Consider the following 18,070-nt stretch of genomic DNA (forward strand, 5'->3'; position numbering starts at 1 on the left):
CAAGACTAGACGCGATCCTTCCACACCGTCTGCACATTACAGAACTCATGCAGACCGAAATGAGAAAGCTCTCGCCCGAAGCCGCTCTTCTTCACCCCGCCAAACGCAACGCGCGCATCGCTGGCGCTGTAGCCGTTGATAAACACCCCGCCACACTCCAGCTCGCGCGCAAAGGTTTCAGCCAGCGCATCGTTCGCGGTAAAGACCGTCGCCGATAAGCCAAAATCGCTGTCGTTAGCCAGCTGCAACGCGTGCGCCGCATCGTTCGCGACGGTAATTGCGGCGACCGGGCCAAACAGCTCCTGACGGAAGGCCGTCATCTGTGGGGTGACGCCGCCGAGTACGGTTGGGGCATAATAGTTACCGCTCCCGGCAAGCTTCTCTCCGCCGAGCAGCAGGGTCGCCCCTTCCGCCAGCGTAGCCTGCACCTGCTGATGCAGTTCATCGCGAAGATCAAATCGCGCCATCGGGCCAATATAGTTATCTTCCTCATCCGGTGCGCCCATCTTCAGCGCCTTGACCGCGTCAACAAAGCGTTGGGTAAAGGCGTCAGCCACGCCCGCCTCCACAATAAAGCGTTTCGCCGCCGCACAAACCTGTCCGGTATTCTGATAACGTCCGGCCACCGCCGCGTTGACAGCCAGATCCAGATCGGCATCGTTCAGAACGATAAACGGATCGGAGCCGCCCAGCTCCAGCACGCATTTCTTCAGCGCCGCGCCCGCCTGCGCGCCAATCGCCGCACCAGCCCGAACGCTGCCGGTTACGGTCACCGCCGCGATACGACGATCGTTAATCGCCTGGCTGACGCCGTCATTCGTCGCGTTCACCCAGCCAAAGGCCCCCTCCGGGAAACCGGCATCCGCGAACACCTTCCCGATCAGCTCCGCCGAGCCGAGCACATTTGGCGCATGTTTAAGCAGATAGCTGTTCCCTGCCAGCAGGATCGGCACCGCACCGCGCAGCACCTGCCACAGCGGAAAGTTCCACGGCATAACAGCCAGAATCGGCCCCAGCGGGCGGTACTCAATCACCGCATTATCGACCTGGGTAGATTCCGGGTGCAGCATCGCCGGGCCGTGTTCAGCGTACCAGTCGCAAAGGCTGGCGGATTTAGCCACCTCCGCACGCGCCTGCATAATGGGCTTGCCCATCTCCCGGGAGATAGTCTGCGCCATCTCTTCCGCACGACTACGCAGCGCCGTACCCAGATCGCGAAGTTTTTGCGCCCGGTGCGCCACGCTTTCGCGTCGCCACTGACGAAAACCGGTATCCGCCTGCGCAATGGCACGCTCAACGTCACCGGACGTTGCCCACGGGTAAGCAGCCAGCGTTTCGCCGGTAGCCGGGTTGACAGAGTGGGCATGGGTAGCAGATGAATAGGTCATGATGTTCTCCACGTAATAACAGTTGATTGATTGTGGCCTACTCTGCTATTTCTTAAAAATGAATAATACTCATCACCTTATTCACGAATCGAGAACGGTATGGACTTAACTCAGCTTGAGATGTTTAACGCCGTCGCACTGACCGGCAGCATTACCCAGGCGGCGCAGAAGGTACACCGGGTGCCGTCAAACCTCACCACCCGCATCCGACAGCTAGAAGCGGACCTCGGCGTGGAGCTGTTTATTCGCGAGAATCAGCGCCTGCGGCTTTCCCCCGCCGGGCACAATTTTTTGCGCTACAGCAAGCAGATCCTGGCGCTGGTCGACGAAGCGCGAATGGTCGTCGCCGGGGATGAACCGCAGGGATTATTCTCGCTCGGCGCGCTGGAAAGTACCGCCGCCGTGCGCATTCCGGAAAGTCTGGCGCGGTTTAACCAGCGCTACCCGCGCATTCAGTTTGCGTTGTCCACCGGACCTTCCGGTACGATGATTGACGGCGTGCTTGAGGGGACGCTCAGCGCCGCCTTTGTCGACGGGCCGCTCTCGCATCCGGAACTGGAAGGGATGCCGGTTTACCGGGAAGAGATGATGCTGGTCACCCCTGCGGGTCACGCGGAAGTATCAAAAGCCACGCAGGTGAGCGGCAGCGACGTGTATGCCTTTCGCGCCAACTGTTCTTACCGGCGTCATCTGGAGAGCTGGTTCCATGCCGACCGCGTCACGCCGGGAAGGATCCATGAGATGGAGTCCTATCACGGGATGCTCGCCTGCGTGATTGCCGGGGCAGGCATTGCGCTGATGCCCCGCTCCATGCTGGAGAGCATGCCGGGCCATCATCAGGTGGCGGCGTGGCCGCTGGCGGAAAACTGGCGCTGGCTCACCACCTGGCTGGTGTGGCGACGCGGGGCGATGACCCGCCAGCTTGAGGCGTTTATCGCGCTGCTGAACGAGCGTCAGCCACCAGCGCCCAGTTGTTAATGATGAACGTAGTCCTGGAGTCGAAGGAAAATTTTTCCCTTCATATACAGCGTGGCCTGCCCGCCAATCAGCACGCGGTCGCCTTTCAGCTCGCAGCGCAGATCCCCGCCGCGCAAGGAGACCTGGCGGGCCGACATCTGCGTTTTACCAAGCTTTTCACTCCAGTACGGGATCAGCATGCTGTGAGCTGATCCCGTCACCGGATCTTCCGGCACCCCTTCCCCCGGGCAGAAGAAGCGGCTGACGAAATCATACTCATCCCCCGGCGCCGTAACGCAGACCATTTTCCCCAGCGGGAGCATAGCCGCGATATCCGGCGTCAGCGCTTCCACCTGCCGCTGGCTGTCGAGCACCACCATGTAGTCACGCCCCACACGCACCTCGTCTGCTGCGTTAATGCCCAGCGCGCTGAACAGCACTGCGGGTGGAGTATCAACAACCTCGGTTGACCACGCCGGGAAATTAAGCGTCAGCCAGTCGCCGCTGCGTTGTACCGTCAGATCGCCGACAAAGCGCGTGGTGAAGGTGATTTCCGTATGCGGATAATCCAGGTATTCGAAAATAACGTGAGAAGCCGCGAGGGTTGCGTGGCCGCAGAGGTTAATTTCATCCTGCGTGGTAAACCAGCGCAGTTCAAACCCGTTATCCGTTCGGACAAAGAACGCCGTCTCTGACTGATTATGCTGCTTCGCCATCTTCAGCAGCGTCTCATCCGGCAGCCACGCTTCCAGCGGACACACCGCCGCCGCATTGCCGCCGAACGCCCTGTCGCTGAAGGCATCTACCAGATAAAAATCAATTTCCTGCATCGTTGGTTCCTCTTAGATTTGTTCAGCGCAGAAATACTGTGCCCTTCAGATACAGTGCCGCCTGCCCGCCCATCCGCACGCGGTGGCCTTTGAGTTCGCAGCGTACGTCGCCACCACGGGCAGAAACCTGGCGGGCAAACATCTGTGTTTTGCCAAGCCGTTCACTCCAGTACGGGATCAGCATGGTGTGCGCGGAGCCGGTGACAGGATCTTCCGGCACGGCCACGCCTGGCGAGAAGAAACGGCTGACAAAGTCGTATTCCCCCTCGTCCCGGGCAGTGACGGCCACTTTATGCTCGCCCGGCGTCATGGCGGAGAAATCCGGATTAAGGGCTTCAACCTGCTCGCGGCTTTCCAGTACCAGCACCCAGGCGCGGCCTTTTCGCGCCTCGACGTAGTGGCTGATACCGAGTGCGGTGAGCATCTCCGGTGGCGGCGTCTGTGCCTGCGTCGGGCAGGCCGGGAAGTCCAGCGTCATCCAGTCACCGTCACGGCTGACGGTCAGGCGACCAGAGGCGGTGTCGAAATGAAGGCGTGAGTCCGGATAATCCAGTTCGTTAAACAGAACATACGCCGCGGCAAGCGTCGCGTGACCACAGAGATTAACCTCGGTGAGCGTGGTGAACCAGCGCAACTCGATCCCCCCTTTGGTACACACAAAAAACGCGGTTTCCGACTGGTTATGCTGTTGTGCCATCCGCAGTAACATCTCATCCGGCAGCCACGCGTCGAGCGGGCACACCGCCGCCGGGTTGCCGCCAAAGGAGGACGCGCTGAACGCATCTACCAGATAAAAATCAATCTCCTGCATCGTGTTACCGCCTGTTTTTGTTGTGTTGTTCTTTATCTTCGATGAAAACAACCCCGTTCGCTACCGCTGCATGAAGGTAAATTTTGTGATTCATATCACATAACGGTTGAGTTTTCGCCGTTTAAGGCTTTAAGATCGTCTCCTCATCTTTCAGGCAACGAATCCCAGATATCCCTATGACAACACACACGGTTTCCCGCAGGGTCGCGTGGCTACGCGTGGTCACGCTCGCCATCGCAGCGTTTATTTTCAACACCACGGAATTTGTTCCGGTTGGGCTGTTGTCCGACATCGCCGCCAGCTTCCATATGGAAACGGCACAGGTTGGCATTATGTTGACCATCTATGCATGGGTGGTGGCGCTGATGTCGCTGCCGTTTATGCTGCTGACCAGCCAGATGGAACGCCGTAAGCTGCTGATTGGGCTGTTTGTGGTGTTCATTGCCAGCCATGTGCTGTCATTTATGGCATGGAACTTTACCGTGCTGGTCATCAGCCGCGTCGGCATCGCGTTTGCCCATGCCGTTTTCTGGTCGATCACCGCGTCCCTCGCCATTCGTCTGGCTCCGGCGGGAAAACGCGCCCAGGCGCTGAGCCTGATTGCCACCGGTACGGCGCTGGCGATGGTGTTAGGCCTGCCGATCGGGCGCATTGTGGGACAATACTTCGGCTGGCGCACCACCTTCTTTGCCATCGGCATGGGGGCGCTGATCACCCTGGTGTGTCTGATCAAACTGCTGCCAAAACTGCCCAGCGAACACTCCGGCTCGCTGAAAAGTCTGCCGCTGCTGATGCGTCGACCGGCGCTGATGAGCATTTATCTGCTGACCGTGATTGTGGTGACCGCCCATTACACGGCCTACAGCTATATTGAGCCGTTTGTTCAGGTTGTGGCGGGCTTTAGCGCTAACTTCGCCACCGTTCTGCTGCTGATCCTGGGCGGCGCGGGGATTATCGGCAGCATCCTGTTCGGGAAGCTGGGCAATCAGCACGCGTCTGCGCTGGTAAGCAGTGCGATTGGTCTGCTGCTGGCATGCCTGCTGTTACTGATGCCTGCGGCAGGCAGCGAGAGTCATCTGGCGATCCTCAGTCTGTTCTGGGGCGTGGCAATCATGATTATTGGTCTGGGAATGCAGGTCAAAGTGCTGGCGCTGGCCCCGGACGCCACGGACGTAGCGATGTCGCTCTTCTCCGGGATTTTTAATCTGGGGATTGGAGCCGGTGCGCTGGTGGGAAATCAGATCAGCCTGCATGTATCGATGTCGGCCATTGGTTATCTCGGGGCGATTCCGGCGCTGATCGCGCTGATCTGGTCGGTGCTTATCTTCCGTAAATGGCCGGTCGCGATGGAAGAACAGTCCAGCCACGGTTGACGTTTGTTATGCCGGGTGGCGGCTTCGCCTTACCCGGCCTACGAAGCATTAATATCCGTGTTCTTCATCACCGCCAAGATAACGGAATCTTTCATCTGTCATTTTGGTCTGACAATCATAGATACCGATTCTCGTTGCCAGAGGAGTGGTTGCAGAAGACGCATCGCTTTATATTCATAAGAATTATATCCATTGCGAGTAGGCCGGGTAAGGCGAAGCCGCCACCCGGCAACGTTCTCAATGATACGTCTTAACAATCTCCAGCACGCCGTTAATAATAAACTGCACGCCCATACAGACCAGCAGGAAGCCCATCAGACGGGAGATAGCCTCAATCCCCCCCTTGCCCACCCAGCGCATAATCGCCCCGGAGCTGCGCAATGACCCCCAGACGATAATAGCGATAAGCGCAAAAATGATCGGCGGCGCAACGGTGATAACCCAGTGCGGGAATGTCGACCCATCACGCACCGTTGAGGCGGAACTGATGATCATCGCAATCGTCCCCGGCCCCGCCGTGCTCGGCATGGCTAACGGCACAAACGCGATGTTGGCGCTCGGTTCGCTTTCAAGCTCCTCCGATTTGCTTTTGGCTTCCGGGGATTCGTGCGCTTTATGCGCCGGGAACAGCATCCGGAAACCAATAAAGGCCACAATCAGCCCGCCAGCAATACGCAGACCGGGAATCGAAATACCAAAGGTATTCATCACCAGTTGCCCGGCGTAATAAGCCACCATCATTATGGCAAAGACATAGACAGAGGCCATCATCGACTGCTGATTGCGCTCTGCGCTGTTCATGTTCCCCGCCAGCCCCAGAAAAAGCGCCACCGTCGTTAACGGGTTCGCCAGCGGCAGCAACACCACCAGTCCAAGCCCCACTGCTTTAATCAAATCCAACATAATGCACCGCAGTCCTTATCCTTATTCAACATCGCAATTATAGGGGCAAATCCTCGTCCGGAGCCATCCGACAGCGTAACCATAATTGTCTCGCGTAATTCATAACCCCAGATTATCTGTATGATTTAAAAGCGTACAGAATAAGTTCCTGAAGCGTTTTAGCATTTCGTGGCATCGGTCGATTCATTCAGTTGACTTATACTTGCCTGAGCAATAATATCTGCCGTGACTAAACTACTTGCCAGGGCAACCATTGTGAAAAGCACCAGTGACCTCTTTAACGACATAATTCCACTGGGTCGTCTTATTCATATGGTTAACCAGAAAAAAGATCGCCTGCTCAATGACTATCTGTCACCGCTGGATATCACCGCAACACAGTTCAAAGTGCTGTGTTCCATTCGCTGCGAAGTGTGTATCACGCCGGTTGAGCTGAAAAAGGTGCTCTCTGTCGATCTGGGTGCGTTAACCCGCATGCTGGATCGTCTCGTCTGTAAAGGATGGATAGAACGAAGCCCTAACCCGAATGACAAACGTGGCGTACTGGTGAAACTGACCAGCGATGGCGCGGCCATGTGTGAGCAATGTCATCAATTAGTAGGACAAACACTGCACCAGGAACTGACAAAAAACTTATCGGCAGATGAAGTGGCAACGCTTGAGCTCTTACTCAAGAAAATCCTGCCGTAAACAGAAAAAGAGGTATGACGATGTCCAGACGCAATACTGACGCTATCACCATTCATAGCATTTTGGACTGGATCGAAGATAACCTGGAATCTCCACTCTCTCTTGAGAAAGTGTCTGAGCGTTCAGGTTACTCAAAATGGCACCTGCAACGGATGTTTAAAAAAGAGACCGGCCATTCATTAGGACAATATATTCGCAGCCGCAAGCTGACGGAGATTGCCCAAAAACTGAAAGAAAGCAATGAGCCGATCCTCTATCTGGCGGAACGCTACGGATTTGAATCGCAACAGACCCTGACGCGTACGTTCAAGAACTACTTTGACGTGCCGCCTCATAAGTACCGTATTACCAGTATGCCGGGTGAATCCCGTTATCTGTATCCGCTAAAACATTGCAGTTAATCATCGCCTGTTAAGACGTAACCGAGGAAATCATGAAATTTATCGCCTCCGCCGCCCTCACCTTGCTGGTGCTGGTTTCCGGCCAGAGCTTCGCGGAGCAAACCCCCAATGCGGGGCAGCAAAATAATCGTGACACCATGATTATGCCGTCCACGCAAAACCAGTCGCCCTGGGACTTCAATCACATGGGCGCTGGCAGCGACAAATCCGACGAATTAGGCGTGCCGTATTACAACCACGACCTGTAATTCGTTTTTGCCCCGCTCATGCGGGGCTTTTTTCTGCCTTAACCCCGCACCCGCGTTGCCCGACGCACCCGCAAGCCAAAGACGTTGATATACAGCCCGGCCATAATCAGCCCTGCGCCACACAGTTGCAGCGCGCTGAGCGTTTCATCCAGCAACAGTGCGGCGCTGGCAAGTCCGACCACCGGTACCAGCAGCGATAACGGCGCCACACGCCAGGTTTCATAGCGTCCGAGCAGCGATCCCCAGATACCATAGCCAATGATTGAGGCGACTAACGCCAGGTAGATCAGCGACAAAATCGTCGTCAGGTCGATCTCCACCAGGCTTTTCAACATCGCCTGCGGACCATCCAGAATAAACGACGCGGCCATAAACGGCACGATTGGGATCAATGCGCTCCAGACCACCAGCGATAAGACCGGCGGACGCGTCTCGTGCTGCATTATCAGTTTGTTAAAGATATTGCCGCACGCCCAGCTCAGCCCCGCCGCCAGGGTGAGCATAAAGCCTAGCAGCGCGACATGCTGACCGTTGAGGCTGCCTTCAATCAGCACCAGCACGCCAAAGACCGCAAGGCTAATGCCCGCCAGCTGCTTGCCCTGCAAGCGTTCGCCGAAGACAAATGCGCCGAGAATGATGGTAAAGAACGCCTGCACCTGAAGCACCAGCGAAGCCAGGCCCGCAGGCATACCGAATTTGATGGCGCAAAAAAGAAACGCAAACTGACCAAAGCTGATGGTAAGGCCGTAGCCCAGCAGCAGCTTAAGGGGAATTTTCGGGCGGGCAACGAACAGCAGCGCCGGGAAGGCCACCAGCAGGAAGCGCAGCCCCGCCAGCATCAGTGGAGGCATGTTGTGCAACCCCATTTTGATGACCACAAAATTGAGTCCCCACACCGCGACAACCAGCAACGCTAACAGCCCGTCTTTCCGCGTCATTTTCCGCCCCTGAATTATTAAAATTTTGTAAACACTTCAAGGTAACAGAAAAAATAGCCCCGCGAGAAGATCATTAATTCTGGTACTGGAGAGAAGCACCTGCGGATAAATTGGGTGCTATACAAGCTGCCGATCCCATGATAATCCTGTAATAACACAACAAAAAAAGCATAAGCATTTGTCGGGCAGGAAAATGAAACCATCAATCAGGCGCTCAACCGCAGCGCTGCTGGCATCGTCATTGTTATTAACAATTGGCCGCGGGGCAACGCTGCCCTTTATGACCATATATCTCACACGCGTGTACGATATGAGCGTGGAGAATATTGGCTATGCCCTTACCGTGGCGTTGACCATCGGCGTGGTGTTTAGCCTGGGGTTTGGCATCCTGGCGGATAAGTTCGACAAAAAACGCTATATGCTGATCGCCATCGTGGCCTTTATCGCCGGGTTTGTGGCGATTCCGCTGGTGAATAACGTGACGCTGGTGGTGCTGTTCTTTGCCCTGATTAACTGCGCCTATTCCGTCTTCTCAACGGTGCTGAAAGCATGGTTTGCCGACGTGCTGACCTCCAGCGAAAAGGCGCGCGTTTTCTCACTCAACTACAGTTTCCTGAACATTGGCTGGACGATCGGGCCGCCGATCGGCACCCTGCTGGTGATGTACAGCCTGCAACTGCCGTTCTGGCTGGCCGCCTTCTGCGCCGCACTGCCGCTCGGGTTTATCCATTTCTTTGTGCAGAAAAGCATAGCCTCAGACAGCCCTGAGGAGAAAATGCCGTGGCAGCCCTCGGTGCTGCTGAAAGACCGGGCGCTGTTCTGGTACACGCTCTCCGGCCTGCTGGCGTCGTATGTGGGTGGATCGTTCGCCACCTGCATTTCCCAGTATGTCCTCGCCGCACATGCGGACAGTGATTTCGCAGAAAAGGTGGTGGCCGTTGTGCTTCCCGTCAACGCGGCGGTGGTCGTCACCCTGCAATACGCGCTTGGACGTAAGATCACCGCCAGCAATATCCGTCCGCTAATGACCGCCGCGACGCTTTTTTTCATCCTCGGGCTGGGCGGGTTTATGCTTTCCGGCGAGAACCCGATTTACTGGGGGATCGCGGCGGCGATTTTCACCCTGGGTGAAATTATTTATGCACCGGGTGAATACATGCTGATCGACAATATCGCCCCGCCGGGCATGAAGGCGAGCTATTTCTCCGCCCAGGCGCTGGGCTGGCTCGGCGCGGCGGCGAACCCGATGATCACCGGGCTCATCCTGACCCATCTACCGCACTGGTCATTATTTATCATTATGATGGCCGCCATCATTGCGGCCTGGCTGATGATATTGCGCGGGATGCGCGTGAAAAGTGAAGATAGCGTGTCGGGTGGCGCTGCGCTTACCCGACCGACAAAACCCTAATCGTAAGCCGGGTAAGGCGAAGCCGTCACCCGGCAAAACCAACACCCTAGTGGTGCAACATCTCCTCCACCACCTGCTCTTTGTACATCTCATTCGGGTAGTAGGTCGGCCAGTTATCCATCTCTTTCAGCAGCGCCTCGTGGGAGGTGTTGCCCATAAAGATATGGAAGTGTGAAGAGGCTTTCGGCCCGATGATATGGTCGCTGAACTGCACAAACTTAGGCGCCTGGCTCGCGTTATCCTTGCATTCAAACAGGTAGCGCACGCCTTTTTTCCCCGACGCATAGGTCAGAATTTTGTAGCCGCTGTAGTCGTAGCGGCAGCTGCTCACCGTTTTGCCTCGGTGGAATTCCATCACGTTGTTTTCAATGCCGATGGCGTCCACGTCCGTCGCGTACCCCTTGCGGTAGTAGGCCTTCACCTCGGCAGCGGATTTTTCTCCCTTCTGCGCTTTCTTTTCGAAAACCGGATCCAGCGAACCATCAAGCAGGAACGGATAAACGGACTGCCAGGTCCCGTCCCAGTCAGACAGCGTCCTGTCCCTGACGTCTTTATCCTCAAAGACGCCGTTCGCCGCCTTCTGTTCCGCCTCTGTCATCTGATGACCGTGCGAATGGGCAAAAAGCGAGCCGCTTACCAGCAGCGTTCCCAGAGTCAGCGCAATTTTTGCAAGTTGTGCAGCCACAGCAAAATCCTCATTCCGTTTTATAAGAATGAGGATGTTATATTATAACATTTCAGATCGCAACCAGCCCGCGAACGCCCTCCTGCTCCATGTTCTCCCCGCGCCCCTGCTGGACGATGCTGCCGCGCGACATCACCAGATAGCTGTCGGCCAGCTCTGCCGCAAAATCATAAAACTGCTCCACCAGCAGGATGGCCATATCCCCCCGGTTCGCCAGGCTGCGGATCACCTGCCCAATCTCTTTAATCACCGACGGCTGAATACCTTCCGTGGGTTCATCCAGAATCAGTAACCGTGGACGGCTCGCCAGCGCGCGACCTATCGCCAGCTGCTGCTGCTGACCACCGGAAAGATCGCCTCCGCGTCGGTGCTTCATCTCCTTCAGCACCGGGAAAAGCTGCCAAATCTCCTCCGGTACGCTCCTTGCGTTTCCCGCGGAGAAGCGTGACAGCCCCATCAGCAGGTTTTCTTCTACGGTCAGACGCGGAAAAATCTCCCGCCCCTGCGGAACATAGGCCACGCCGGACTGCACCCGCTGGTGCGGTTTACTGTGAGTGATGCTCTTTCCCTGCCAGACCACCTCCCCGCCTTTCACCGGGATCAGCCCCATCAGGCACCTCAGCAGCGTGGTTTTGCCCACCCCGTTGCGCCCCAGCAGGCAGGTAACTTCCCCGACGACCGCCTCAAAGCTCACCCCGCGCAGAATATGACTTCCGCCGTAGTACTGATTCAGTTCGCTAACCTGTAACATCACCTCTCCTTAACGTCCCAGATAGACGTCAATTACCTGTTCATTGGCCTGTACCTCGCGAAGCGAACCTTCCGCCAGTACCCGCCCCTGATGCAGCACCGTGACGTGGTCGGCGATGGTCTCGACGAAGCCCATATCGTGCTCAACCACCATCAGCGAATGCTTGCCTGCCAGGGTGCGGAACAGCTCGGCAGTGTATTCCGTCTCTGCGTCAGTCATACCGGCAGCGGGTTCGTCCAGCAGTAACAGGTGCGGGTCCTGCACCAGCAGCATGCCGATCTCCAGAAACTGCTTCTGTCCGTGGGAAAGCAGCCCGGCACGGCGATCGCGCTCGCTGCCAAGCCGCAGCAAAACCAGCATCTCATCAATGCGGTCGCGCTGCTCGCCGCTGAGCGTGGCCCGCAGGCTCGCCCAGACGGACCTGTCGGCTTTCATGGCGATTTCGAGGTTTTCCCCTACGGTCAGCGCTTCAAACACGGTCGGCTTCTGGAACTTACGGCCAATGCCCTGACGGGCGATGGCCGCCGGTTCCAGGGCAGTCAGATCGATGGACTGATCGTAAATAGCTTTCCCGCTTTTTGGCCGGGTTTTGCCGGTAATCACGTCCATCAGCGTGGTTTTACCGGCGCCATTAGGGCCAATGATGCAGCGCAATTCTCCGACGCCGATGTTCAGCGAGAGATCGGTCAACGCCTGAAAACCGTCGAAACTGACGTTAATGGCCTCGAGCTGCAACACCGGATCGGTCTGCTCGCGGTAACGGTCGCCCGGTAGCTGGCGGGTAAAGAGTCCTTCAGAGGGCTGCATTAATTCTCTCCCTTACGAAACAGACCGAACACGCCGCGCGGTAAAAACAGCGTCACGGCGATGAAAATCAGCCCCAGAAACAGCTGCCAGTACTCCGGCATCGCCACGGTGAAAAAGCTCTTCGCACCGTTGACCAGCGCCGCGCCAATCACCGGGCCCACCAGAGTGCCGCGTCCACCCAGCGCTACCCAGATGGCCGCTTCAATCGAGTTGGTCGGCGACATTTCACCCGGGTTGATAATGCCCACCTGCGGAACGTACAGCGCTCCCGCCAGGCCACACAGCACGGCGGAAAGCGTCCAGACCAGCAGCTTGAAACCGCGCGGATCGTAGCCGCAGAACGTGAGACGGTTTTCCGCATCGCGCACCGCCGTTAAAATGCGGCCAAATTTACTCTTCGCCAGCGCGTAGCCTGTGCCCAGGGCCAGAAGCAGCAGCACGACCGTTGCGAGAAACAGCGCGATCCGCGTGGTGGTCGCCGTGACGGAAAACCCGAGCAGCGTGGTAAAGCCGGTAAAGCCGTTATTGCCGCCAAAGCCGGTTTCGTTGCGAAAGAACAGCAGCATGCCCGCGTAGGTCAGCGCCTGGGTCATGATGGAGAAATAGACCCCTTTGATCTTCGAGCGAAAAGCAAACCAGCCGAAGACCAGCGCCAGCAGGCCGGGGATCGTCACAATTAACACCAGAGCCCAGGCAAAATGCTGCGTTCCCCACCAGAACCAGGGCAGCTCGCTCCACGAGAGAAACGACATAAACGCGGGCAGCCCGTCCCCGGCCGCCTGGCGCATCAGGTACATGCCCATCGCATAGCCGCCCAGGGCGAAGAATATGCCGTGCCCCAGTGAGAGCATACCGGCATAGCCCCAGACCAGATCGAGGGCCACGGCGACAACTGCGTAGCAGAGGATCTTGCCGATGAGCGTCAACATCCATGTAGAAACGGCCAGCGGATGCGTTGCGGGCAACAGCGCGAGAAAAGGCAGCACCAGCAGCGCCGCAACCAGCAGACTGCCGAAGATTTGCGTGGAGCGCGGTGCCCTGCGCGCCAGTGTTAAAGTCAATGGCTGGCTCATCAGTCTGTCACCCTCCCTTTAAGTGCGAATAACCCCTGCGGACGTTTCTGAATAAACAGAATGATCGCCACCAGAATCAGGATTTTGCCCAGCACGGCGCCCATCTGCGGTTCAAGAATTTTATTGAAGATCCCCAGACCAAAGGCCGCCGCGACGCTACCGGCCAGTTGGCCGACGCCGCCGAGCACCACCACCAGGAACGAATCAATGATGTATCCCTGGCCCAGCTCCGGTCCCACGTTCCCCAGTTGGGACAATGCCACGCCACCCAGCCCGGCAATGCCGGACCCGAGGCCAAACGCCAGCATATCTACCCGTCCGGTGGGGACGCCGCAGCAGGCCGCCATGCTGCGGTTTTGCGTCACCGCCCGCACGTTCAGCCCCAGACGCGTTTTATTCAGAATGAGCCAGGTGAAGAACAGCACCATCAGCACAAACCCGAGCACCACAATGCGGTTCCACGGTAGCGTCAGGTTGGCGAAAACCTGCACCCCGCCGGACAGCCAGGCCGGGTTTGCGACCTCAAGGTTCTGGGCGCCAAAGGTCATGCGCACCAGCTGGATAAGCATCAGGCTGATCCCCCAGGTGGCGAGCAGGGTTTCCAGCGGGCGGCCATACAGATGGCGGATCACCGTGCGCTCCAGCACCATCCCGATACCTGCCGTCAGGCAAAACGCCACCGGCAGCGCCACCACCGGATAAAGCGCCAGCCACTGAGGCATCCACTGCGCCATAACCTGCTGCACCATCCAGGTGGCATACGCCCCGAGCATCAGCATTTCGCCGTGGGCCATGTTAATCACCCCCAGCAGACCATAGGTGATAGCCAGCCCGAGCGCGGCCAGCAAGAGTACCGATCCCAACGACAGGCCCATGAAGGCCTGCCCCAGCAGTTCGCCCCACATCAGCCGGTGCTGAATACGGTCCAGGCTCTCAGCGGCGGCGGCACGTACCCGTGCGTCCGGCTCGGTTTGCGCCCGGGTGAACGGCGTCAGCGTGGCCTGAACGTCCGGATCGTCAGACTGTCCCAACAGTTCAACCGCGTTGAGGCGCGTTTCCGCCTGCGGACTCGCCAGCTGAAGATTTGCCAGCGCCAGCCTCAGCGACTGTCGGGTGACGTCATCCGTTTCGCGGTTAGCCCGCTGTTGCAGAAACCCGAGCATATCCGGCTGGGCGTCACGCTGAAGTTGCCGCGCGGCATGACGCCTTTCGGTGACACTGTCACTGACAAGCTGATGCGTCGCCAGCGCCGTGACGGTTAACACGCGCAGCCGGTTGGTCAGCCGCACGGCTTTGGTCGTTCCTTCGGCGCTCTTTGCCGCGCCCAGGGCAACCATTTCGCCGTCGATGCGGGTAAAAGCCTTCTTCTGGCTGTCGGTGTAGAGGTTCTCCTGTTGCAGCGCTTTAAGCAGCGGCAAACGTGCAGGTTCCGGCGTGGCTGCCCAGCGGGTCAGCATGGCGGTCTGCTGGCTGCGGCTAGCGGCAACGAAATCATCGGCATCCGATGCCTGCACCATCCCTGGCAGCAGTCCGGTAAGCCACACAATCGCAATAATTATGCGCATGGCGTTCATGACGTCTCTCCCTGGTGGTGGCTTAGTTGCTGGCGGTTTTCATCGGCTGGTCAGGTTTTTTGTCATTCCCGGCGATAAACGGGCTCCACGGCTGAGCGCGTACCGGCTGTTCGGTTTGCCAGACGACATTGAACTGGCCGTTGCCTTCGATTTCACCAATCATGACGGGCTTATGCAGGTGGTGGTTGGTGGCATCCATGGTCAGCGTAAAGCCGGACGGCGCGTTGAACGACTGGCCCGCCATTGCTGCGCGCACTTTGTCCACGTCGGTTGTCCCCGCTTTTTCAACCGCCTGCGCCCACATATGCAGGCCGACATAGGTCGCTTCCATCGGATCGTTGGTGACGACGGTATCGGCATTCGGCAGCTTATGGGCTTTCGCGTAGGCTTTGTAGGCCGCGACAAAGGTCTGGTTGGTCGGGTTATCGACGGATTCAAAGTAGTTCCACGCCGCCAGGTTACCCACCAGCGGTTTGGTATCAATGCCGCGCAGTTCCTCCTCGCCCACCGAGAACGCCACCACCGGCACGTCCGTGGCTTTCAGCCCCTGGTTCGCCAGCTCTTTATAGAAAGGCACGTTGGAATCACCGTTGATGGTGGAGACCACTGCCGTTTTACCGCCCGCGGAGAATTTCTTGATACTGGCGACGATGGTCTGGTAATCGCTATGACCAAACGGGGTGTAGACCTCTTCAATATCTTTATCTTCCACGCCTTTCGAGTGCAGGAAGGCGCGGAGGATCTTGTTCGTGGTGCGCGGGTAAACGTAGTCCGTTCCCAGCAGGAAGAAGCGTTTCGCGCTGCCGCCGTCCTCGCTCATCAGGTACTCCACCGCCGGGATCGCCTGCTGGTTAGGCGCCGCGCCGGTATAGAAGACGTTAGGTGACATCTCTTCACCTTCATACTGCACCGGATAGAACAGCAAACCGTTCAGCTCCTCAAAAACCGGCAGAACTGATTTACGCGATACGGAGGTCCAGCAGCCAAACACCACGGCGACCTTATCCTGGCTCAGAAGCTGGCGGGCCTTTTCGGCAAACAGCGGCCAGTTGGATGCCGGGTCAACCACCACCGGCTCCAGCTTTTTCCCGAGCACGCCGCCTTTGGCGTTGATTTCGTCGATGGTCATCAGGGCGACATCTTTCAGGGGCGTTTCTGAAATGGCCATCGTGCCGGAGAGTGAGTGCATGATCCCGACTTTAATGGTCTCTGCGGCCTGGACGCCAAAACTGACCCCCATGGCGACCACGGAGGCGGACAAGGCGAACGCTTTTATAAAGGTACGACGGTGCATATTTTCACTCCTGAAAAAGAAAGCTGTGCGAAGACGTCCGTTACCGCCCGGACGCAGAAAAAGTAACGTCAGTTTCAGGAGAGCAAAAAGGGTGCCAGGTTGCAGAGGCAGGATTTAAACGGGTTCGAAGAGAGGATCTACGGGAAACGACTCAGAATGGTACAGCGCTGCACTGTAATAATGCAGCGCTGTGAACGATGTTACCAGACGTCGCTGGCGATTTGCGTCACCAGGCGAACTTTATCCCACTGCTGGGCTTCGCTCAGGCTGTTACCCTCTTCCGTGGAGGCAAATCCGCACTGTGGGCTGAGGCAAATCTGCTCTTTCGCCACGTAGCGCGCGGCCTCTTCCAGACGCGCTTTCACCCCTTCCGGGTTCTCCAGTTCACCGTGCTTGGTGGTGATTAGCCCCAGAACCACCTGCTGTTTACCCGGGCGCACAAAACGCAGTGGCGCAAAGTCGCCGCTACGGTCGTTGTCGTACTCCAGGAAGAACGCGTCGACGTTCACCGTACCGAACAGCACCTCCGCCACCGGCTCATAGCCGCCTTCGGAAATCCAGGTTGAGCGGAAGTTGCCGCGGCAAACGTGTAGCCCAATGGTCAGATCGTCCGGTTTGCCCTCCAGCGCCTTATTCAGCACCCGGGCATAGGTTCGGGCAAGTTCGTCTGCATCATCACCGCGCTCGCGGATCTGCCGGCGCTGGTCTTCTGAACAAAGGTAGGCCCAGACGGTGTCATCCAGTTGCAGATAGCGGCAGCCTGCATCGTAAAAGGCCCGAATGGCATCGCGCCAGGTGGTCGCCAGATCGTCAAAGTAATCTTTCAGATCCGGGTAGACCGTGGCATCAATATCCTTGCGGCCACCGCGGAAGTGCAGCACGCTCGGGCTCGGAATAGTCATCTTCGGCTGTGCGTTACCGCTGATGCTTTTGAGGTAGCGGAAATCTTCCAGCATAGGATGATCGCCGAAGCCCAGTTTGCCCGTTACGCGCACGCCATGGGCTTTGGTCTGCACCCCGTTGAACTGAATGCCCTGCTGCGAATCATAACGCTCTACGCCCTGTAGCCCGTCAAAGAAGTCAAAGTGCCACCAGGCGCGGCGGAATTCACCGTCCGTTACCACATGCAGACCGCAGGCGCACTGCTGCTCGACAACATGGCGAATGGCCTCGTCCTCAACAGCGCGAAGCTGACCGGCATCGATCTCACCGCTGGCAAATTGCAGACGGGCCTGTTTAACAGAATCCGGGCGTAAAAAACTGCCGACTACATCGGCGCGGTACGGGGCGTGGTGTCGCTGCATGGAAATCTCCTCTGTCTGTCGGCGTTAATTGCCCACAGTGATAATTCATCTCTTGAATCTTTAGACTTCTGGATGTCTAAACGTCCTAAAAAGATGTCATACCGGCTCGCCGCCGACAAACGAGAAAATTTCATCTGTGTTGAAATAAATTCATGTTCACAGGGCGGGTGATGAAGATCCTGCAAACGCGAACCGCTCATCTTCCCAGCCGGTGATGCCCCCGAGCATAATCTTGACCGGCAGACCCAGACGCGCCAGCTTCAGCGCCGCCCTGTCCGCCCCGTTGCAGTGCGGGCCTGCACAATAGACGACAAACAGCGTGCCCTCTGGCCACGCTTTCATCCGCTCGGCGGTGATCTGGCTCCAGGGTAAATGCAGCGCGCCGGGCAGATGCCGCCGGGCAAAATGTTCAGGTTTTCCGACAACGTGCAGCAGAACAAAGTCCTGCTCACCGCTGGATACCGCGTGATGGACATCGGCGCAGTCCGTCTCGACGCTCAGACGACGCAGGAAATGCCCCACGGCTTCCTGCGGCTCAGCAGCCGGAAATTCAGTAACATAGCTCATGAATCTTCCTCATTTGTGGTGTTTGTGTTAACACTACTTTATCCCTTAATTCAGCCCATGAATGC

At 57.5% G+C, this 18,070-nt stretch carries 19 protein-coding genes; 6 read left to right on the plus strand and 13 right to left on the minus strand.

All coding sequences use genetic code 11. From position 1 onward, the window contains the following. Positions 1-5: 5 nt before the first annotated feature. On the minus strand, positions 6-1,388 hold the full coding sequence (sad, locus tag SK58_RS13180) for a succinate-semialdehyde dehydrogenase (protein ID WP_048220059.1): 1,383 nt from the start codon (positions 1,386-1,388) through the stop codon (positions 6-8). A 99-nt stretch (positions 1,389-1,487) separates the two neighbouring features. Between sad and SK58_RS13185 the strand changes: the two genes are divergently transcribed. After that, positions 1,488-2,366 carry a putrescine utilization regulator PtrR gene (locus tag SK58_RS13185; RefSeq protein ID WP_017382364.1) on the plus strand — a complete coding sequence of 293 codons (879 nt, stop codon included), beginning with the start codon at positions 1,488-1,490 and terminating at the stop codon, positions 2,364-2,366. Here the strand turns inward: SK58_RS13185 and SK58_RS13190 are convergent. Then, the gene (locus SK58_RS13190) at positions 2,363-3,175 is read right to left on the minus strand and encodes a PhzF family phenazine biosynthesis protein (protein WP_032619672.1); all 813 of its coding nucleotides are present in this window, start codon (positions 3,173-3,175) and stop codon (positions 2,363-2,365) included. The two genes, SK58_RS13185 and SK58_RS13190, sit on opposite strands and share 4 nt — an antisense overlap. Before the next feature lie 22 nt (positions 3,176-3,197). Next, complete coding sequence (locus SK58_RS13195; protein WP_048220060.1) at positions 3,198-3,986, minus strand: PhzF family phenazine biosynthesis protein; 789 nt, start codon at positions 3,984-3,986, stop codon at positions 3,198-3,200. Between the two features lie 176 nt (positions 3,987-4,162). On the opposite strand from SK58_RS13195, the gene SK58_RS13200 reads away from it, so the two are divergent. Beyond that, positions 4,163-5,359, plus strand: a complete 1,197-nt coding sequence (locus SK58_RS13200; RefSeq protein WP_017693434.1) for a sugar transporter — start codon at positions 4,163-4,165, stop codon at positions 5,357-5,359. A 237-nt stretch (positions 5,360-5,596) separates the two neighbouring features. Here the strand turns inward: SK58_RS13200 and SK58_RS13205 are convergent, their stop codons facing one another. Next, entirely contained in the window at positions 5,597-6,262 is a 666-nt protein-coding gene (locus SK58_RS13205; protein WP_003857180.1) for a MarC family NAAT transporter, read from the minus strand. Between the two features lie 255 nt (positions 6,263-6,517). Here SK58_RS13205 and marR point away from each other — a divergent pair, with 255 nt between their 5' ends. Genes marR through marB form a run of 3 tightly spaced genes read left to right on the plus strand, consistent with a single transcriptional unit; the run spans position 6,518 to position 7,601 of the window. Next, complete coding sequence (gene marR / locus SK58_RS13210; RefSeq protein ID WP_017383983.1) at positions 6,518-6,952, plus strand: multiple antibiotic resistance transcriptional regulator MarR; 435 nt, start codon at positions 6,518-6,520, stop codon at positions 6,950-6,952. A 20-nt stretch (positions 6,953-6,972) separates the two neighbouring features. Then, a complete protein-coding gene (gene marA, locus SK58_RS13215) occupies positions 6,973-7,353 on the plus strand; it encodes an MDR efflux pump AcrAB transcriptional activator MarA (RefSeq protein ID WP_001303241.1) in 381 nt (126 codons plus the stop codon). Between the two features lie 32 nt (positions 7,354-7,385). Beyond that, a complete protein-coding gene (gene marB, locus SK58_RS13220) occupies positions 7,386-7,601 on the plus strand; it encodes a multiple antibiotic resistance protein MarB (protein WP_015570538.1) in 216 nt (71 codons plus the stop codon). Between the two features lie 38 nt (positions 7,602-7,639). Here the strand turns inward: marB and eamA are convergent, their stop codons facing one another. Beyond that, positions 7,640-8,539 (minus strand): O-acetylserine/cysteine exporter, encoded by a 900-nt coding sequence (gene eamA, locus SK58_RS13225; RefSeq protein ID WP_048220061.1) that lies wholly within the window; start codon positions 8,537-8,539, stop codon positions 7,640-7,642. Positions 8,540-8,732: 193 nt separating this feature from the next. Between eamA and ydeE the strand changes: the two genes are divergently transcribed. Then, positions 8,733-9,950: an efflux MFS transporter YdeE gene (gene ydeE / locus SK58_RS13230; RefSeq protein ID WP_048220062.1), complete on the plus strand. Its 1,218-nt coding sequence runs from the start codon at positions 8,733-8,735 to the stop codon at positions 9,948-9,950. A gap of 46 nt (positions 9,951-9,996) precedes the next feature. On the opposite strand, the gene zinT is transcribed toward ydeE, so the two are convergent. The 8 genes from zinT to SK58_RS13270 form a co-directional block, all read right to left on the minus strand. Then, the gene (gene zinT / locus SK58_RS13235) at positions 9,997-10,635 is read right to left on the minus strand and encodes a metal-binding protein ZinT (RefSeq protein WP_017383986.1); all 639 of its coding nucleotides are present in this window, start codon (positions 10,633-10,635) and stop codon (positions 9,997-9,999) included. Between the two features lie 52 nt (positions 10,636-10,687). After that, a complete protein-coding gene (urtE, locus tag SK58_RS13240) occupies positions 10,688-11,386 on the minus strand; it encodes an urea ABC transporter ATP-binding subunit UrtE (RefSeq protein ID WP_032103021.1) in 699 nt (232 codons plus the stop codon). A gap of 9 nt (positions 11,387-11,395) precedes the next feature. Then, positions 11,396-12,193, minus strand: a complete 798-nt coding sequence (urtD, locus tag SK58_RS13245; RefSeq protein WP_015570541.1) for an urea ABC transporter ATP-binding protein UrtD — start codon at positions 12,191-12,193, stop codon at positions 11,396-11,398. Further along, complete coding sequence (urtC, locus tag SK58_RS13250; protein WP_015570542.1) at positions 12,193-13,266, minus strand: urea ABC transporter permease subunit UrtC; 1,074 nt, start codon at positions 13,264-13,266, stop codon at positions 12,193-12,195. The genes urtD and urtC overlap by 1 nt, the downstream gene beginning before the upstream one ends. Further along, a complete protein-coding gene (gene urtB / locus SK58_RS13255; RefSeq protein ID WP_015570543.1) occupies positions 13,266-14,840 on the minus strand; it encodes an urea ABC transporter permease subunit UrtB in 1,575 nt (524 codons plus the stop codon). Before urtB ends, urtC begins: the two co-directional genes overlap by 1 nt. A gap of 22 nt (positions 14,841-14,862) precedes the next feature. Then, positions 14,863-16,134 carry an urea ABC transporter substrate-binding protein gene (urtA, locus tag SK58_RS13260; RefSeq protein ID WP_015570544.1) on the minus strand — a complete coding sequence of 424 codons (1,272 nt, stop codon included), beginning with the start codon at positions 16,132-16,134 and terminating at the stop codon, positions 14,863-14,865. 200 nt (positions 16,135-16,334) lie between these two features. Further along, on the minus strand, positions 16,335-17,438 hold the full coding sequence (locus tag SK58_RS13265; RefSeq protein ID WP_015570545.1) for a cobalamin-independent methionine synthase II family protein: 1,104 nt from the start codon (positions 17,436-17,438) through the stop codon (positions 16,335-16,337). A 156-nt stretch (positions 17,439-17,594) separates the two neighbouring features. Next, complete coding sequence (locus SK58_RS13270) at positions 17,595-18,005, minus strand: rhodanese-like domain-containing protein (protein ID WP_017383989.1); 411 nt, start codon at positions 18,003-18,005, stop codon at positions 17,595-17,597. Positions 18,006-18,070 lie beyond the last annotated feature (65 nt).

Origin of the sequence: Enterobacter sp. BIDMC93 (assembly GCF_001037805.1) — a bacterium.
In the GTDB taxonomy this organism is placed as follows: Bacteria; Pseudomonadota; Gammaproteobacteria; order Enterobacterales; family Enterobacteriaceae; genus Enterobacter; species Enterobacter hormaechei_C.

Excerpts from the sequence above, each read along its gene's own strand:
- marB (WP_015570538.1), top strand. The coding sequence starts at position 7,386 with ATGAAATTTATCGCCTCCGCCGCCCTCACCTTGCTGGTGCTGGTTTCC.
- SK58_RS13270 (WP_017383989.1), bottom strand. The coding sequence starts at position 18,005 with ATGAGCTATGTTACTGAATTTCCGGCTGCTGAGCCGCAGGAAGCCGTG.
- eamA (WP_048220061.1), bottom strand. The coding sequence starts at position 8,539 with ATGACGCGGAAAGACGGGCTGTTAGCGTTGCTGGTTGTCGCGGTGTGG.
- urtA (WP_015570544.1), bottom strand. The coding sequence starts at position 16,134 with ATGCACCGTCGTACCTTTATAAAAGCGTTCGCCTTGTCCGCCTCCGTG.
- SK58_RS13200 (WP_017693434.1), top strand. The coding sequence starts at position 4,163 with ATGACAACACACACGGTTTCCCGCAGGGTCGCGTGGCTACGCGTGGTC.
- urtD (WP_015570541.1), bottom strand. The coding sequence starts at position 12,193 with ATGCAGCCCTCTGAAGGACTCTTTACCCGCCAGCTACCGGGCGACCGT.
- SK58_RS13190 (WP_032619672.1), bottom strand. The coding sequence starts at position 3,175 with ATGCAGGAAATTGATTTTTATCTGGTAGATGCCTTCAGCGACAGGGCG.
- urtB (WP_015570543.1), bottom strand. The coding sequence starts at position 14,840 with ATGAACGCCATGCGCATAATTATTGCGATTGTGTGGCTTACCGGACTG.
- sad (WP_048220059.1), bottom strand. The coding sequence starts at position 1,388 with ATGACCTATTCATCTGCTACCCATGCCCACTCTGTCAACCCGGCTACC.
- urtC (WP_015570542.1), bottom strand. The coding sequence starts at position 13,266 with ATGAGCCAGCCATTGACTTTAACACTGGCGCGCAGGGCACCGCGCTCC.
- urtE (WP_032103021.1), bottom strand. The coding sequence starts at position 11,386 with ATGTTACAGGTTAGCGAACTGAATCAGTACTACGGCGGAAGTCATATT.
- marA (WP_001303241.1), top strand. The coding sequence starts at position 6,973 with ATGTCCAGACGCAATACTGACGCTATCACCATTCATAGCATTTTGGAC.
- ydeE (WP_048220062.1), top strand. The coding sequence starts at position 8,733 with ATGAAACCATCAATCAGGCGCTCAACCGCAGCGCTGCTGGCATCGTCA.
- SK58_RS13195 (WP_048220060.1), bottom strand. The coding sequence starts at position 3,986 with ATGCAGGAGATTGATTTTTATCTGGTAGATGCGTTCAGCGCGTCCTCC.
- SK58_RS13185 (WP_017382364.1), top strand. The coding sequence starts at position 1,488 with ATGGACTTAACTCAGCTTGAGATGTTTAACGCCGTCGCACTGACCGGC.
- SK58_RS13205 (WP_003857180.1), bottom strand. The coding sequence starts at position 6,262 with ATGTTGGATTTGATTAAAGCAGTGGGGCTTGGACTGGTGGTGTTGCTG.
- SK58_RS13265 (WP_015570545.1), bottom strand. The coding sequence starts at position 17,438 with ATGCAGCGACACCACGCCCCGTACCGCGCCGATGTAGTCGGCAGTTTT.